Here is a 14,867-nt window from a genome sequence, read left to right as displayed (position 1 = left end):
CGTCGCCGCCACCACCTCATCACACTGTTCGGAGACGCCCCTGATGAACAAGCTCACTCTTCCGGTGGCGGCGCTGCTGGTCGCCGGCCTGGCGTGCACCGGCGGCACAGCCAGCGCCCAGACGCCGCCGGCCAAGGTCGCCGCGTCCGGGATCACCGCGTCCGTGGCCGCCGACGGCAGCTACCAGCTCCACACCACCCAGCCGGCCGCCTGGACGTTCACCGGCGGCGTCGGCCACCCGGTCACCAGCCAGAGCAACGCATCCGGTAGCGACGCTGTCGGCCCGTACCAGGAGATCGACTTCGCCTACACCGACAGCGTGCGGCGCACGGCCAGCATCCGGGTGTACCAGAACACTCCGGTGGTGCTGTTCAGCGCTACCAACACGACCTCAGCGGCCAACACCGGCACGCCGTTCCCGTCGCTGGCCGCGCCCGCGCTGCCCTACCACGAGTCCTTTCAGGACGCGGCCTGGTCCCCGTACCAGTTCAACGGATCGGTGGCCCACGACAGTCCACTGTTGACGTTCGACGCGCAGAACCACGGCTACCTGATATCCGCCGCCGACAACTTCGCGGTGGCGAACCTGACTCGCAGCAGTAGCAACACTGTGGCGGCCGGCATCATCTCCGGCGTGTCGACGCTGCCGGCGAACTTCACCCACCGCACGGTGCTGGCGCTGGGTGACGGCGTCAACAACACCTATGGCACTTGGGGTTCGGCGCTGATGGCGCTGGGCGGGAAGCACACGATCGCCAATGACGCCAACGCCACGCTCAACAAGCTGGGCTACTGGACGGACAACGGCGCCACCTACTACTACAACTACGATACGTCCAAGGGGTATGCCGGCACGCTGACCGCCGTCGCCCAGGACTTCGCCTCACGCGGGATTCCGTTGGGTTACATGCAGCTGGACAGCTGGTGGTATCCGAAGGGGTCGTCGAACAGCTGGCAGGGCAATGGAACCAACCGCGGCGGCGAGTACACCTACCGCGCCGCACCGGATCTGTTCCCCGGCGGGCTGGCCGCGTTCCAGAAACAGGTCAACCTCCCGCTGATCACGCACGCCCGGTGGATCGACCCGTCCAGTCCCTACCACGGGCAGTACTCGATGTCCGGCTCCGTGATCACGGACCCGAACTTCTGGAACAGCACCATGAGCTACCTGGCCAACTCCGGGGTCGTCACGTACGAGCAGGACTGGCTGTCCGCCGATGCCCAGCCGCACTACAACCTCAGCGACCCCAACGCCTTCCTCGGCAACATGGCCCACTCGGCCGCCGCGGACAATGTCACCCTCCAGTACTGCATGGCGTTGCCATGGAACAACCTCCAGAGCACGCAGTACCAGAACCTCCAGACGACCAGGGTCAGCCTTGACCGGTTCGACCGGAGCAAGTGGGACACGTTCCTGTTCGACTCGCGGATGGCCGGCGCGCTGGGCGAATGGCCGTGGACCGACGTCTTCATGAGCACCGAGACCAACAACCTGGTGCTGTCCACGCTGTCCGGCGGCATGGTCGGCGTGGGTGACGCGATCGGCAAGGAGAGCGTGTCGAACCTGGCCAAGACGGTCCGCGGCGACGGCGTGATCGTCAAGCCGGACGTCTCGCTGGTGCCGCTGGACTCCGTCTACCCGGCGGTGGCGCAGAACTCGAGCGCGCCGATGGTGGCCGGCACCTACACCGACCACAATGGACTGCGCGACGGCTACGTCTTCGCCTATGCCCGCAACAACGGCTCCCAGGCGGTCGGCTTCAGCCCGAGCAACGTCGGGGTGGCCGGCGACGCCTACGTGTACAACTACTTCACCGGCACCGGCAAGATCGTGCCGGCCGGCGGCACCTTCACCGACACGGTCAACTCCGGCTCGTACTACGTGATCGCACCGGTCGGACAGTCCGGGATCGCCTTCCTCGGCGACGCCGGCAAGTTCGTGTCGTTGGGCGGCAAGCGAATCTCGCAGCTGTCGGACAACGGCACAGTGCACGCCACGGTGGCGTTCGCATCCAGCGAGAAGTCGGTCACCCTGCACGGTTACGCCCCGTCGGCCCCGCAGGTGACGGCGACCGACGGCAGCGCCGGCACGGTGTCCTACAACGCTTCCACCCACCTGTTCACCGTGAGCGTCACGCCGGGCGGCGACCACAACGCGGTCATCGCCGTCTCCTGACTCGTCGGCCCGGCGGCGGGTTCGGGTCGACGAAAGGGGGTCGGGAATCTGGTGCAGGATTCCCGGCCCCCGCCGTCAGTCGGCCATGGCCGCCCGCACCAGGGCGGTGTCGACGAACTGTTCGAACCGGACGATCAGCCCACCGCGCACCACGAAGTGGTGGGCCACCCGCACGTTCAGCAGTTTCCCGGTGGCCCGGTTCACCGCGGTGTACCGGGCCAGCACGACGACGTTCTCGCCGTCGACCACATAGCTGTCGTCGTGCGCGGTCCAGTCTTCCCAGTCCTGCGTCAGCTTCTCCATCACGTTGGCGGTGACGTCCTCCGGCGTGCGGTAGGTGCCGGCCAGCGGGAACCCGGCCATCTCCGTCCACTCGACATCCGGGGCGAGCGTGGCCCGCAACGCTTCCAGGTCGCCGGCCGCCGCGGCCAGGTACTGCCGCCGCACCACCGCGGCCAGCGTGTGCTCGCTCATGCCCAGATCATCTCGCCCTTGGCGACCCTGGCGCCGATCTGCGCCGCGATCACCATGCCGTGATCGGGAAAGCGTTCCAGCAGCGCCTCGGTCAGCGCCGCACCGTCGGGCGCCGCGGCCAGTTCCTCCTCGAACGCCACCAGGTACTCCCGGGTGTCGGCGATCGCCGCGGCGTCGGCCGGCGCGGCCGGCAGGCGATGTCCGGCCACGACCAGCTGCGGTTCCAGCGCGGCCATCTCCTTCAGCAGGGCGTCCCATGCGACGCGCTGCGCCGTTTTCGGCGTGTCGGCCAGCCACACATGCTCGTGTGCGAATAGCAGCACGCCGCCGAGAATCGCCCGATGTTCGTACTGCCAGAGGTAGTGCCGATCCGGCAGCGGGTCGACCCCGCCGCGCAGCTGGAAGAAATAGCTCTCCAGCACCAGGTCCCCGAGCAGCGGCGTCAGCTCGACCAGCCGCGTCGGCAGGTTCGGGCCCAGCGCCTCCCACGCCTTGAGCTTGGCCTGGTAGGAATGCGTGATGTGGTCGATGACCGGTGGCGTGGCGACGAACACCGCGTCCGGGAACGCGTCGGCGATCACTTCGGCGCCGAAGTAGAAGTCCGGATCGCCGTGGCTGATGAACACCGTGGTGAGTCTTCGGCCGGAGTCCAGCACGGCGGCGACGATCCGGTGACCGTCGGCGCGCGTGAAGCCGGCGTCCACCAGCAGCGCGTCGTGCCCGCCGGTCACCAGGGTCGCGGTCTTGTTCTTCGACCCGACCGGGAAATCGAGGTCGAGTACGGTGAAGTGGAGATCACTCATGCCGGGGCTCCATACGTGAGGAGTGCTCAACCGAGAGGTTATGGCGCTTTCGATTCATTCGACACCGCTGCTGGGGCAGGTGGACCATAACCACCGGAATTCCTCCGGCTCAAGCCTGTCACCGTAAATTCATGTCCACCATCAACGCGAAGAGAACTCGCGTTCGACGACTCAATGTCCGGTGCCGAACAGGTATCCGTTGGCGATGTCAATCAGGAGCCGGCCGGAGTAGTTCGGATACCGACGGATGATTGCCGCCTTGTACGCGTCGCCGTCGTCGCCGAGCAGCACGCCCGCATCGTCCAGGTATCGCTGCAATTCCGCGAATACCTCGGGGCCGGCCGGCGCGCCGTGCCCGGCCAGGACGGCGTCGTAGGCGCCGTCGACGGCCAGCTTGTCCAGCGCCTGCCGCCAGCCGGCGATGTCGTTGTTGCCCAGGAACAGGTGAATGTCGTGATACACCAGGTCCTGCGCGACGAGCACCCGCTGCGCCGGCAGCTTGATCACCAGCTCGTCGGCCGCCTCGCCACCCGAGTACGCCTCGAACACGAAGGGAATACCGTCGATCACCTCGCTGCCCGGCACCACCTCGACCGTGGGCGTGACATCGGCGGCCAGCACGGTGGCGCCGGTCGGGTCCAGGGCGTCGCCCAGCGCGGCGATCTGGTCCCGCACAGCGGCCAGGGCGTGGATCGGCGCGCCGAAGCGGGCCGCGCCGTAGTAGTGGTCCGGGTGGGCGTGCGTGACGATCAGCCGGTCCAGCGGCTTGCCGATGGTGTGCGCGTAGGCCACGACCTCGTCGGCGTAGCCCGCCAGGAACTGCCCGTCCACCGCGATGATCCGGTTCGGGGTCTCGATCAGGTGCGTGGTGACGTTCACGCTGTCGTCCGGAGCCACGTAGGTGTGGATGCGGACCGCACCCCGGTCGAGGACGGTGATGGTGCCGAACATGATGAGCTCCCTGGGTGGTCGAGCGGGGTGGTTCGCCGACACTCTCGTCCCGGACACGCCGAACGGGCGAGGTACGCTGACGACCGGCAATGGTCAAAATCGGACAGGAGCGGCCCGATGTCGATCCCGGAGTACGGCTTCAACCCGCCCGACGCGGGCGGGGCCGGCTTCGAGGTCACCGACCTCGCCACCCTGCGCGGCCGGATGGAACTGCCCGATGCGGTGCACCGCACGGATTTCCACACCATCAACCTCGTCACCGAGGGCCACGGCGACCGGGCGGCCGACTTCACCACGTACCCCTGCCGCCCGGGCACGCTGCTGTGGATCCGGCCGGGCCAGGTGCAGCGCTATGACTGGTCGGGCGCGATGAACGGCCCGCACGTGCTGTTCACGTCCGCCTTCCCGGCCCCGTTCAGCGGGGCCGACCGCCTGGTCGCCGACTGGTCAGGACCGGTCTGCTGGCAGCTCGACGCCGGCCCCGACCACACCCTCGTCGCCGCGCTGCTCGACCAGCTGCGGGCCGAGTTCACCCGGGGCGACGGGCTCGTCTCGACGGAGATCCTCCAGTTCCTGCTGGCCGCGCTGCTGCTCCAGATCGACCGGCTGCCGCGCCCGGACGAGGCCGACGACCCGCACGCCGGCGGCGAGCCGTACGCCCGGTTCCGGGCCGAGCTGGCGCGCTCGTACCGGACGACCCGTCGCGCCGAGGATTACGCGCAGCGGCTCGGGTATACCGTGCGCACGCTCACCCGCGCCTGCCTGGCCGCCACCGGACAACCGGTCAAGCACGTGATCGACGAGCGGGTAGCGCTGGAGGCTCGCCGGCTGCTCGCGCACACCGACGAGCCCGTGGCCGCCATCGCCCGGCGACTGGGGTTCAGCGAACCCACCAACTTCGGCAAGTTCTTCACCCGCCACACCGGGACGACGCCGGGCGAGTTCCGGCATTCGGTCACTGCCGGCGACAGGTAGCCAACGAGACGACCGCCAAGGCGGTGTTGACCGCGGACACCGCCGTGGTGAACTTGGCGGCCTTCGCCGGCAGCTCGCCCCGCCAGCCGGCATAGGCCGCCGACGCCGTGTCGGACGCGTGGATCAGGACAGCCTGTTGCAGCACCCGGCGCGCCCCCGGGTCGTTCGCCCGCAGGGTCAGGAGATCGACGCCGAGCACGATCGTCCGGATCCCGAACATTCGGGCCGGATAGACAAATCTCTTGTCCTCGCCCAGTTCGCCGCCGAGTTGCGCGGCCATGCGCCGGGCCGCGAACAGTCCCACCGCGCCGTTGAAGATGCGGATCGCCGCCAGCGCCGTCCGCGTCAGGTCTCCTGTGTTCATCGGCCCACGGTACGCCGTTCTCCCTTGCCGGCACATGAACATCGGGTGCCCGATCACTGCTCAGTTGTTGATCCGGCGGACCGTCCAGTACTGGTCCGGCGTGTCGATCTCGGTCCAGGACAACGCCTTGGCCAGATCGGTCGGCACGCCCTGGGCGATGGTCAGGAACCGCCCGGTGCCGACATTCCTGACCAGGAACCGGCTGCCCTTCGGCACGAGCGTCCAGACCTGGTTGTCGCCGCCGACCGCGGTCTGCGTGATCGAGCCGGTGTCGGTGAGCGCGAGTCCGGATTGGACGTTGACGATCCGGTAGCCGCCGGTCGCGGCGGTGAAGTGCCACAGATGCCAGGGTTGGTCGGCATACCACCACTGGTCCGCCTGCGTGCCGGCAGCGGTGGAGCCGGCCGGGATCTCCAGGTATTTGCCGAAGTCGTTCTGCAGGGTGAAATCACCGGCGGTGAGGTCGGGCAGCGCGGTCTGCGTGAGCGTCCACTGTGGAGAGCTGTCCCCGTTGCGGCGGCTGGTCAGCGTGTAGCTGCCGTCGGTCTGCTGGACGATGGACCACTCCTGCTCGTCCTTCAAGCGGAAGTAGCCGTCGGGCTGGCGGGTGATGGGCGAGGTCAGGGTGGTGCGGCCATTGGTCAGGGTGTAGGTCGCGCCGGAGGAGATGCCCGGTGCGATGTGGTCGAACGCGTACTGCACCTGGTTGAGGTAGTTGCTGTCGTGGTAGCCGCCGGTGAGCGTCATGACAGTGTTGCCGTCGGGCATGAGCATCAGCGAGCGGCTGTAGCCGCCGGGGGCGTTGGAGGCCTGCGAACGCCAGGCGGTCGGATCGCCGCCGGCGGTGTTGATCGACAGTGCGGTCTGGCCGCCGGTGGTGACGACGATGGTGCCGTTCGGGCCGCCACTGGGCGTCCAGACGACATACGGCTGGCAGCACGGCTTGGTGCCGTCGTTGAGCACGATCTGGTGATCGTCGGCGGCGGCGAACTTCTCCGGGTCGGTGGCGATCCGGTAGTACGCCGGGCAGCTGCCGGCCGGGGCGCCGCAGTACTCGTAGGTCATGATCCACCGGCCGCCGCCGATGGCCGCGACGGTGGCCATGCCGGGCCGGGCGGACTGGGCCGGGTAGGCGACGTCGTCGACGACCGGCCGCCAGTGCACGCCGTCGGTGCTGGTCTGGTGCACCAGCTTCTGCGAGTGCACGGGATTCTGCCGCTGGTCGGAGTAGTAGACGATGAGCTTTCCGTTGCTCATCAGCAGGAATGGCTCCCAGATCGGCGTGTTGGGGTCGTTCACCCACGCCGGGCCGCCCTTGGCCACCGAGCTCAGCAACTTCCACGACCTGCCGCGATCAGTGCTGGCGTACAACAGGATCTCGGTCGACGTTCGGTCGGCCGGCACCGACAGCCCAGCCTCCAGCAGTGTGCCGGCCGGCAGTGTGCCCAGCGGGGCCGGGAGTTCGTAGATCTGCGGATTCCAACGCATCCCGAAGCCGTTCACGGTGTCGGTGACCCTGGACAGGTACGACCAGCTGTGCCCGCCATCGGTGCTCTGGTACACCGGGAAGTACGGCGTCGAGTTCGTGTACACCTCGAACGTGCTCAGCATGGTGCCGTTGGCGGAGCCGTTGTGCTGCAAGGTGAGCGCCCGCGCGTACATGACGCCCGGGTTGACGTAGCCGGCGGCCGCGGTCGGTGTGAACACGGTCTGCACGGAGCTGGTCTGGGCCTGCGCGGGCGCGCAGACCGACAGCACCAGGGCGACGGCGATCAGCAGCGCCACCCGGAGGAATCTGTTGGCAGGGAACATCGATGCCTCTCTACTTCGTCGTAGGGGCCGCGCCGACGAGAACACGAACGTCCCACGCGCCGAGGCGCAATGCCTGGCCGGTGCGGAAAATGGTGCCGTCCAACGCATCCGACAGGTCCACCGGCACCGGGACGCCGTTCGGCGACCAGCCCCAGTTGTGCACCACGTGGACGCGCCGGCCGTCCGGGGAGGTCCCGGTCGACACCGTCACGGATTCGGGAAGGATGGGCCAGCCGCTGCACGCCACCGGGGCCAGCCAGGACGCCAATGCCCGGGCCAGCTTGCGATCGGGCACGGTGCCGACGTACGTGACCCGGCCTTCGCCGTGCCGACGGGTCGTGACCGCCGGCCACCGGCCGAAGTGCGGGTGATCGTACTCGACCAGGACCTGGGCGTCAGTGGCCTTGAGACCGTCGACCCATCGGGTGGCGGCCGCCCCCTCGGGCAGGTCCATTCCCTTGCCGCGTAAGGGAATGTCGCGTGTCAGGTTGCTGAACTCGTCGTAGTGAACGCCCGCTGCCTCGACCAGTCGGGCGGGCGCAACTTCGTTGCGGGCACGCGCTTCCTGGTCCGCGTAAGCCGTGCGCGCGCCGATGACGAGGTGTCCGCCGGCCCGCGCATAGGATTCCAGCCAGTCGAGAGTGGCGTCGTCGACGACGTACAGCGCGGGGACGATCAGCACGGGATGCCGTGCCGGGTCGAGGTCGTGCAGTTGACGGGCATGCACGATCCGCACCTGCCGGCCGGCGTCGAACGCTCCCCGGTAGAACGGGTCGAAGAACCGGTGGTACGCAGCAGAATCCGGGCCTCCGTCCGCAGTGGACAGTGGCGGATACTTCTCCATGAGCCACTTGCTGGCCGTGGAGTAGACCATCGTGATGTCGGCATCGGGCTCGAGGCCGGCGACCAGCGGGCCGGCGGTCTCGAACTCCGCGCCCAGCCGGGCCAGCTCGGCGTAGGTGCGGCCGGGCACGCCGCTGTGCGGAAGGACGCCGCCCCAATAGGTTTCGGCGCCGAAGTGGAGCGTGTGCCAGTGCCAGTACTCGATCATCCGCGCACCCCGGGACACCAACGCCCAGGCGGCCTGCCGCCACTGGCCGTCGTAGCCCGGGCGGTTGTCCCACGGGAAGCCGATGCTGCCGGCGTTGGTCTCGGTGACCAGGAACGGTTCCTGGCGCGAGGAGAACATCTGGTCGGCGGTCTCGTACAACGACCACACCCCGGTGTTCTTCCACTTCTGCTGGTGGCCGTCCGGAGTGGGATCGGGCAGCTCGAGCCCGTCCTGCATGTCGTAGTACGGGTTGCCGGCCGTGACGTCCAGCCGGTCGGTCAGCTGGTCGTCCTCGACGGCCCGCCGCGTGTAGGAGATGCAGGTGGTCACGAACTGCTCAGGACGGGCGAACTCGCGGACGATGTCCGCCTGCCAGCCGATGAACTCGTTGACCTGAGCGGCCTGGAAGGCCCGCCAGGCCACATCGTACTGCGGCTGGGCGTTGCCGTCCGGCGTCCACAGATCGGCCCAGGTGGACAGTCGGTGCGACCAGTAGACCAGGCCCCACTCGCGGTTCAGCGTCTCGACGTCGCCGTAGGTGTCCCGCAGGTGGTCGACGAACCGTTGGAACACACCGTGGTTGTGCAGCAACTCCAAGCCCGGCTCGTTGTCCACCTGGAACCCGATCACGGCCGGGTGCGCGGCGTACCGGCCGAGGATCTGGCGGATCACCCGCTCGGCGTGAAACCGGAACGCGGCGTGGGTGAAGTCGACCTCCTGCCGAGCGCCCCAGCCGATGCGGTGCCCGGTGGCCCGCTCCCCCGCGATCTCCGGGTACTGACGGGCCAGCCACGGCGGCACGGCGTAGGTCGGCGTGCCCAGGATGACGGAGATCCCACGCTCGTGGGCGCCGTCGAGCACCGGCTGCAACCACTCGAGGTCGAACCGGCCGTTCTCCGGCTCCCAGGTCGACCACACCGACTCGCCGACCCGGATCACGCTGAACCGGGCCTCGACCATCAGGGCGAGATCGGTCTTGAGCCGGTCGGTCGGCTGGTACTCGTGGTAGTACGCGGCACCGAACAGGACGCGGGCGGGCAACACCGCCATGGACGAACCTCCCAGCGGGGTGGTCACTGCTTGACGCTGCCGGCGGCCAGGCCGCTCTGCCAGTACCGTTGCAGCAGCAGGAAAGCGACGACGAGGGGCACGATCGACAGCAGGGATCCGGTGACCACCAGCGGCAGCATCTCGCCGCTGGCGCCGGCGCCGCCGTTCTGCGCCTGGGCCGCCCAGGAGGCCAGCCCCACCGTCACCGGATACAGCTTCGGGTCATTGAGCATGATCAGCGGCAGGAAGTAGTTGTTCCACGTCGCGACGAGCGTGAACAGCACGACCGTGACGAGTCCCGGGGCCAGCAGCCGCAACGCGATCTGCGCGAAGATCCGCCACTCCCCCGCGCCGTCGATGCGGGCCGCCTCGATCACGTGGTCGGGCACCGCGTCCTGCGCGTAGACCCGCATCAGGAACAGGCCGAACGGGTTGACCAGCGACGGCAGGATCACCGCCATCGGTGTGTCGACCAGGCCGACCTGCGCGAACAGCAGGTACGTCGGGATGGCCAGCGCGGTGGTCGGCACCATGACCGCGCCGACGACCAGGTTGAACCACGCGCCGTGGCCACGGAACCGGAACTTGGCGAAGCCGTAGCCCGCCGCCGCGGCCAGCAGCGCGGCGCCGACGGCGCTCACGCCCGCGTACAGCACGGTGTTGAGCAGCCAGCGCAGGAACACGCCGCCGTCGTGGGTCACCGTCGCGCCGACGTTGGCCAGCAGTTGCGGGGACCGGGAGAACCAGAGCCCGAACGTGGTGAACAGGTCCTGGGTGTTCTTCGTCGCCGAGATCAGCAGCCACACCAGCGGCAACAGGAAGTACGCCAGCGCCGCGACCATGGCGATGGTCAGCGGTGTGCTGCGGCGGCTCCGGCGGCGGGGCGTCGACACCCGGCCGGCGACCGAAGTGCTTGGTGGGGCGGAAATGGTAGCGGTCACACTTCCCTCCTCCGGTTCGAGGCGAACAGGAAGCCGTACGACACCGCCACGATGACCAGGCCCAGCAGGAAGGACACGGTGGCCGCGTAGTTGACCTGCTGGCCGGTGAACGCGAGCGAGTAGGCGTAGAGGTTGGCCGTGTAGCCGCTGTCGATCACGGCGGGAGCCAGTGGCTGGAGCAGTTTCGGCTCGTTGAACAGCTGGAAGCTGCCGATCACCGAGAACAGCAGGGTCAGCACCAGCGCCGGCCGCAGCGCCGGCAGCTTGACCGACCAGGCGATCCGCCACGCCCCGGCGCCGTCCACCGCGGCCGCCTCGTACAGGTCGGGCGAGATGGTGCGCAGCGCCGCGTACAGGATGATCATGTTGTAGCCGACGAACTCCCACGTCACGACGTTGGCCAGGCTGCCCAACAGCCAGCTGCCGCCGAGGAAGTCCGGCACCGGCACGTGCAGCAGCCGCCCGAGTTGGGCGAACGGCCCGTAGTCCCGGCCGTAGAGGTAGCCCCACATCAGCGCGGCGACCACGCTCGGCACCGCGTACGGCACGAAGATGCCCAGCCGCACCACCCGCGCCAGCCGCAGCAGGCCGCTGTCCAGTGTTAGCGCGAACACCAGGGCCAGCACCAGCATTACCGGCACCTGGATCACGAAGAACGTGGCAACGCGGGCGACTCCGCGTAGGAACACCGGATCGGTGACGGCCTTGAGGTAGTTGTCCAGCCCGACGAACACCGTGCCGCCGATCAGCCGGTGCTGGAACAGGCTGAGATAGGCGGCGTAGCCGAGCGGGGCCAGGAAGAGCAGCAGGAACAGCGCGAGGAACGGGGCGACGAACAGCGCCCCGGCCCGACGCGGTCCCATGGTCACCGCCCTCATTTCCCACCGACCGTGAATCCCTGGTTCTTGGCGAACGCGGTGATCCGCGACTGCCACTGGTCGAGCGCGGCGACGGTGTCGGTCTTGTCGGCCAACGACTTGCCGACCGTCTCCGTCCAGTCGGTGACCACCTGGTCCAGGAACGGCGGCCACTGGAACGAGGAGCTGACGGTGTTGCCGATGTCGGCGAACACCTGGTTGACGGCCTGGCCGCCGTAGAACGCGGGCTTGTCGCCGGCGAAGGCCGGGTCGGCCAGCACCGCCTTGGTCGCCGGGAACAGGAACTGCTCGGTGGCGAACATCTTGGTCGATGCCGGATCGGTGTTGAGGAACTTGGCGAACATGGCGGCGACGATGGGGTTCTTGGTCGTCTTGATCACCGCTGTGGTGGAGCCGCCCCAGTTGCCCGAGTGCGGCGAGCCGGCGTCCCACTGCGGCAGCGGGGCCGCCCGCCACTTGCCGGCCGTGGCCTTGGCCGAGCCGGACAGGAAGACCGGCCCCCAGGCGGCGGTGATCCAGGTGGCGTACTTGCCGTTGTTCAGCGCCGAATACCAGGCGTCGGTGAAGTCCGGCTCGGTGCCGATGACACCGTCGCGGGCCAGTCCACCCCAGTAACTCCCGAGCCGCTTACTGATGTTATCGCTAACACTGATGGCGATGTCGCTCTTGCCGGTGCTGACGTACGGCTTGGCGCCGGCCTGCCAGAGCAGCCCGTGCCAGGCCGCGGCCTGATTGGCCGCCAGGTTGGTCAGATAGACGTTCGGGTCGGCGGCGTGCAGCTTGTGCGCGGCGTCGGCGAACTCGTCCCAGGTCTTGGGCACCGTGATGCCGTGCTGGTCGAAGATGTCCTGCCGGTACAGCAGTCCCATCGGGCCGGTGTCCTGCGGCATGGCCCAGATCTCGCCGCCGGCCCCGGTCACCTGGCCCCACGTCCAGTCCACGAACTGGCTCTTGAGCGCGGCGGCGCCGTAGGGCCGCAGATCGAGCAGGCTGTCGGTGATGGTGAAGGTCGGGATGTACTGGTACTCGATCTGCACCATGTCCGGCGCGCCCGCGCCGGCCTGAAGCGCGGTCCGCAGCTTGGTGTACTGCGGCGTGCCCTGCCCGGCGTTGACCACGTTCACCTTGATCGCCGGGTACTTCTTCTGGAACAGCGCGACTTCCCGGTCGACGTTGGGCAGCCAGGTCCAGAAGGTCAGCTCGGTCGGCGTGGACAGCGCCTTGTCCACATCGGACTGACTGACCGACTGCGCGCTGCCGGTGTCGCCGCCACAGGCGGCCAGCGCCGCGCCCAGCGACACGGCGCCCGCCGCGGCGAAGAAGGATCTGCGGTTCAAGGGTTGTGGGGACATGGTGGGACTCCCGTCATGGGCAGGCGCGTTCGACACACCTGGCGGCGGCGTGTGCGGGGGTGTGGCCGAGCCGGTGCGCCCCGAGGGTTTTCGGCCGGCTCGTCGGGTTATTCGGTTCGAGCTGCTCCGCGCGGCGGCGCGGTCGAGCGGCGGACGAGGAGCTCGACCGGCGGTTCGGTCGCGCTCCCGGCCGGGGCGTCCGGCTGTTCTATCGCGTGCACCAACAACTTCAGGCCTTCACGGGCGACGGCGTCGAACGGCTGCCGCACGGTGGTCAGCGGCGGCGTCACGTAGGCGGCCAGCGGGATGTCGTCGAACCCGACCACGCTGACGTCCTCCGGCACCCGCAGGCCGGCTTCGAGCAGCGCCCGGATCAGACCGATGGCCATGTCGTCGTTGGCCGCGAACACCGCGCTGACGTCGCCGATCCCGGCCAGTTCGCGTCCGGCGGCGTAACCGGACTCGGCCGTCCAGTCGCCTTCGACGACCGTGGGCTCGCGGCAGCCGTGTGCCCGCAACGCGGTACGCCAGCCGTCGAGCCGATCACGGGCGGAGAACCACTGTTGCGGCCCGGCAACGTGGTGCACCGTCTGGTGCCCCAGATCGAGCAGGTGCTTGGTGGCCACCTGGGCCAGCAGGGCGGCGTCGACACCGGCCGTCACCACGCGCGGGGCGCTGAACACGGGCGGCGCGCCGAGCACCAGCACCGGCACGTCGACCCGGACGGAGCCGGTGCCCTCGTCGATCGGCTCCGACGCGACGATGCCGTCCACGCCCTGGTCCAGCAGGGACTCCACGGCACCGGCGACACCCCCGGGGTCGCCTTCCGCCGTGGTGGCCACCCGGAGGGTGTACCCCGCGTCCCGAACCGCGCGCTCGATGCCCATCAGCAGCGAGGCGGGACCGTACATCGCGGTGCCCAGGGTGACGACGCCGATGGAGCGAGTACGGCCGGAGGCCAGCACCCGCGCCGCGTTGTTGAGCCGGTACCCGAGCCGGTCGGCGGCCGCCAGCACGCGGCTGCGCACCTCGTCGGACACGTACTGCTCGTCGTTGAAGACCCGCGACACCGTCTTCTGCGAGACCTGGGCCAGCCGCGCCACGTCCACGCTGCGCACCGGCGCGTGGCCGTCGCCGTCCCGGGTCACTCGCACCATGACGTCTCCCGCACGTTCGACAGTATCGATGCAGGTCAGGAGCCTGACTGCGTAGTCATGTCTACGCAGTCAGACTCCGGACGTCAAGAGCCAGAAACCCGTTCGCAATGTCGGCGGGGCGCACGCGCGCCCCGCCGACCCCCAGTCAGGAGGAGTGCACCGAGAAGCTGTTGGAGGTGAAGCTCCGCGAGGTTCCGGTGGAGGTGATCTCGAAGCCGAACTGGACGTCGCCCAGCGTGACATCGCCGAACCAGCCCTTCGACTTGATCCAGTTCAGCACCGCCTTGATGTCCACCGAGCCGGAGCTGGTGTTGCCGTGCCGCAGGAACGAGAACACCGCGTTGGAGCCGTTGGACCCCTTGTAGACGTCCCAGGTGTGGCCGCCGACCGACACCGTGGTCTGGAGGCTGCCGATCGGCCCGACCGCGCCGGTCTTGTTCATCCACAGCATGATCTCGTAGGCGTTGTTGTTGGCCCAGATGTCGTAGGCCGTCTCATAGGCGCCCGCGCCCGGCACCGACACGTTGAAGGAACTGGTCACACTGCCGATGCTGCTCAGCGTCCGGTTGATGGCCCGTCCCGAGTGCGGATAGGACTTCACGCCGCCGGTGTTCGGCTGGTTGGACGACACTCCCCAGTTGCTGTACGAGTTGGCCCAGATCGTCTGCGGGCCGGCGCCGCCGCCCCAGACGTCGTTGCTGATGGTGTATCCGCCGTTGGACCACGACCCGAACTTGTCGGACGAGGACCAGGTGGCGGCCTGGGCCGAGGTCGCGGTCAGCACCACGGCGGCGGCCGCGGCCACGACGGGCAGGGCGAATCGCAGGATTGTGCGCATGAAAAGACTTTCCCTTCTGGGCGACGTTGCACAGATGGCGGCCGT

Annotated in this window: 13 protein-coding genes; 2 read left to right on the top strand and 11 right to left on the bottom strand. The window is 68.7% G+C overall.

Features of this window, described 5'->3' with window-relative positions; all coding sequences use genetic code 11:
- Positions 1-43: 43 nt before the first annotated feature.
- Positions 44-2,176 (top strand): hypothetical protein, encoded by a 2,133-nt coding sequence (locus tag M3Q35_RS08955; protein ID WP_273941198.1) that lies wholly within the window; start codon positions 44-46, stop codon positions 2,174-2,176.
- Positions 2,177-2,251: 75 nt separating this feature from the next.
- On the opposite strand, the gene M3Q35_RS08950 is transcribed toward M3Q35_RS08955, so the two are convergent.
- From M3Q35_RS08950 to M3Q35_RS08940, 3 genes are all read right to left on the bottom strand, one after another.
- Positions 2,252-2,650, bottom strand: a complete 399-nt coding sequence (locus M3Q35_RS08950) for a nuclear transport factor 2 family protein (protein ID WP_273941197.1) — start codon at positions 2,648-2,650, stop codon at positions 2,252-2,254.
- Positions 2,647-3,453, bottom strand: a complete 807-nt coding sequence (locus M3Q35_RS08945) for an MBL fold metallo-hydrolase (protein WP_273941196.1) — start codon at positions 3,451-3,453, stop codon at positions 2,647-2,649. Before M3Q35_RS08945 ends, M3Q35_RS08950 begins: the two co-directional genes overlap by 4 nt.
- Positions 3,454-3,624: 171 nt before the next feature.
- Positions 3,625-4,404, bottom strand: coding sequence for an MBL fold metallo-hydrolase (locus M3Q35_RS08940; protein WP_273941195.1), 780 nt, complete (start codon positions 4,402-4,404; stop codon positions 3,625-3,627).
- Positions 4,405-4,521: 117 nt separating this feature from the next.
- Between M3Q35_RS08940 and M3Q35_RS08935 the strand changes: the two genes are divergently transcribed.
- Positions 4,522-5,379 (top strand): AraC family transcriptional regulator, encoded by an 858-nt coding sequence (locus tag M3Q35_RS08935; protein WP_273941194.1) that lies wholly within the window; start codon positions 4,522-4,524, stop codon positions 5,377-5,379.
- Here the strand turns inward: M3Q35_RS08935 and M3Q35_RS08930 are convergent.
- The 8 genes from M3Q35_RS08930 to M3Q35_RS08895 form a co-directional block, all read right to left on the bottom strand.
- On the bottom strand, positions 5,360-5,743 hold the full coding sequence (locus M3Q35_RS08930; RefSeq protein WP_273941193.1) for a hypothetical protein: 384 nt from the start codon (positions 5,741-5,743) through the stop codon (positions 5,360-5,362). The two genes, M3Q35_RS08935 and M3Q35_RS08930, sit on opposite strands and share 20 nt — an antisense overlap.
- 60 nt (positions 5,744-5,803) lie before the next feature.
- Positions 5,804-7,528 (bottom strand): RICIN domain-containing protein, encoded by a 1,725-nt coding sequence (locus tag M3Q35_RS08925; protein ID WP_273941192.1) that lies wholly within the window; start codon positions 7,526-7,528, stop codon positions 5,804-5,806.
- Positions 7,529-7,565: 37 nt separating this feature from the next.
- Positions 7,566-9,656: a beta-galactosidase gene (locus M3Q35_RS08920; RefSeq protein WP_273941191.1), complete on the bottom strand. Its 2,091-nt coding sequence runs from the start codon at positions 9,654-9,656 to the stop codon at positions 7,566-7,568.
- Between the two features lie 23 nt (positions 9,657-9,679).
- Positions 9,680-10,498: a carbohydrate ABC transporter permease gene (locus M3Q35_RS08915; RefSeq protein WP_273944289.1), complete on the bottom strand. Its 819-nt coding sequence runs from the start codon at positions 10,496-10,498 to the stop codon at positions 9,680-9,682.
- Positions 10,499-10,593: 95 nt separating this feature from the next.
- Positions 10,594-11,460, bottom strand: a complete 867-nt coding sequence (locus M3Q35_RS08910) for a carbohydrate ABC transporter permease (protein ID WP_273941190.1) — start codon at positions 11,458-11,460, stop codon at positions 10,594-10,596.
- A gap of 11 nt (positions 11,461-11,471) precedes the next feature.
- The gene (locus M3Q35_RS08905) at positions 11,472-12,812 is read right to left on the bottom strand and encodes an ABC transporter substrate-binding protein (RefSeq protein ID WP_273941189.1); all 1,341 of its coding nucleotides are present in this window, start codon (positions 12,810-12,812) and stop codon (positions 11,472-11,474) included.
- A 122-nt stretch (positions 12,813-12,934) separates the two neighbouring features.
- The gene (locus tag M3Q35_RS08900) at positions 12,935-13,984 is read right to left on the bottom strand and encodes a LacI family DNA-binding transcriptional regulator (protein WP_273941188.1); all 1,050 of its coding nucleotides are present in this window, start codon (positions 13,982-13,984) and stop codon (positions 12,935-12,937) included.
- Positions 13,985-14,129: 145 nt separating this feature from the next.
- Complete coding sequence (locus M3Q35_RS08895) at positions 14,130-14,858, bottom strand: glycoside hydrolase family 12 protein (RefSeq protein ID WP_273944288.1); 729 nt, start codon at positions 14,856-14,858, stop codon at positions 14,130-14,132.
- Positions 14,859-14,867 lie beyond the last annotated feature (9 nt).

The organism is Kutzneria chonburiensis (assembly GCF_028622115.1).
GTDB lineage: Bacteria > Actinomycetota > Actinomycetes > Mycobacteriales > Pseudonocardiaceae > Kutzneria > Kutzneria chonburiensis.
This window is presented reverse-complemented; position numbering and strand designations above follow the sequence as displayed.

Coding starts and splice junctions, on each gene's coding strand:
- M3Q35_RS08955 (WP_273941198.1), top strand. CDS start 44: ATGAACAAGCTCACTCTTCCGGTGGCGGCGCTGCTGGTCGCCGGCCTG.
- M3Q35_RS08950 (WP_273941197.1), bottom strand. CDS start 2,650: ATGAGCGAGCACACGCTGGCCGCGGTGGTGCGGCGGCAGTACCTGGCC.
- M3Q35_RS08945 (WP_273941196.1), bottom strand. CDS start 3,453: ATGAGTGATCTCCACTTCACCGTACTCGACCTCGATTTCCCGGTCGGG.
- M3Q35_RS08940 (WP_273941195.1), bottom strand. CDS start 4,404: ATGTTCGGCACCATCACCGTCCTCGACCGGGGTGCGGTCCGCATCCAC.
- M3Q35_RS08935 (WP_273941194.1), top strand. CDS start 4,522: ATGTCGATCCCGGAGTACGGCTTCAACCCGCCCGACGCGGGCGGGGCC.
- M3Q35_RS08930 (WP_273941193.1), bottom strand. CDS start 5,743: ATGAACACAGGAGACCTGACGCGGACGGCGCTGGCGGCGATCCGCATC.
- M3Q35_RS08920 (WP_273941191.1), bottom strand. CDS start 9,656: ATGGCGGTGTTGCCCGCCCGCGTCCTGTTCGGTGCCGCGTACTACCAC.
- M3Q35_RS08915 (WP_273944289.1), bottom strand. CDS start 10,498: ATGGTCGCGGCGCTGGCGTACTTCCTGTTGCCGCTGGTGTGGCTGCTG.
- M3Q35_RS08910 (WP_273941190.1), bottom strand. CDS start 11,460: ATGGGACCGCGTCGGGCCGGGGCGCTGTTCGTCGCCCCGTTCCTCGCG.
- M3Q35_RS08900 (WP_273941188.1), bottom strand. CDS start 13,984: ATGGTGCGAGTGACCCGGGACGGCGACGGCCACGCGCCGGTGCGCAGC.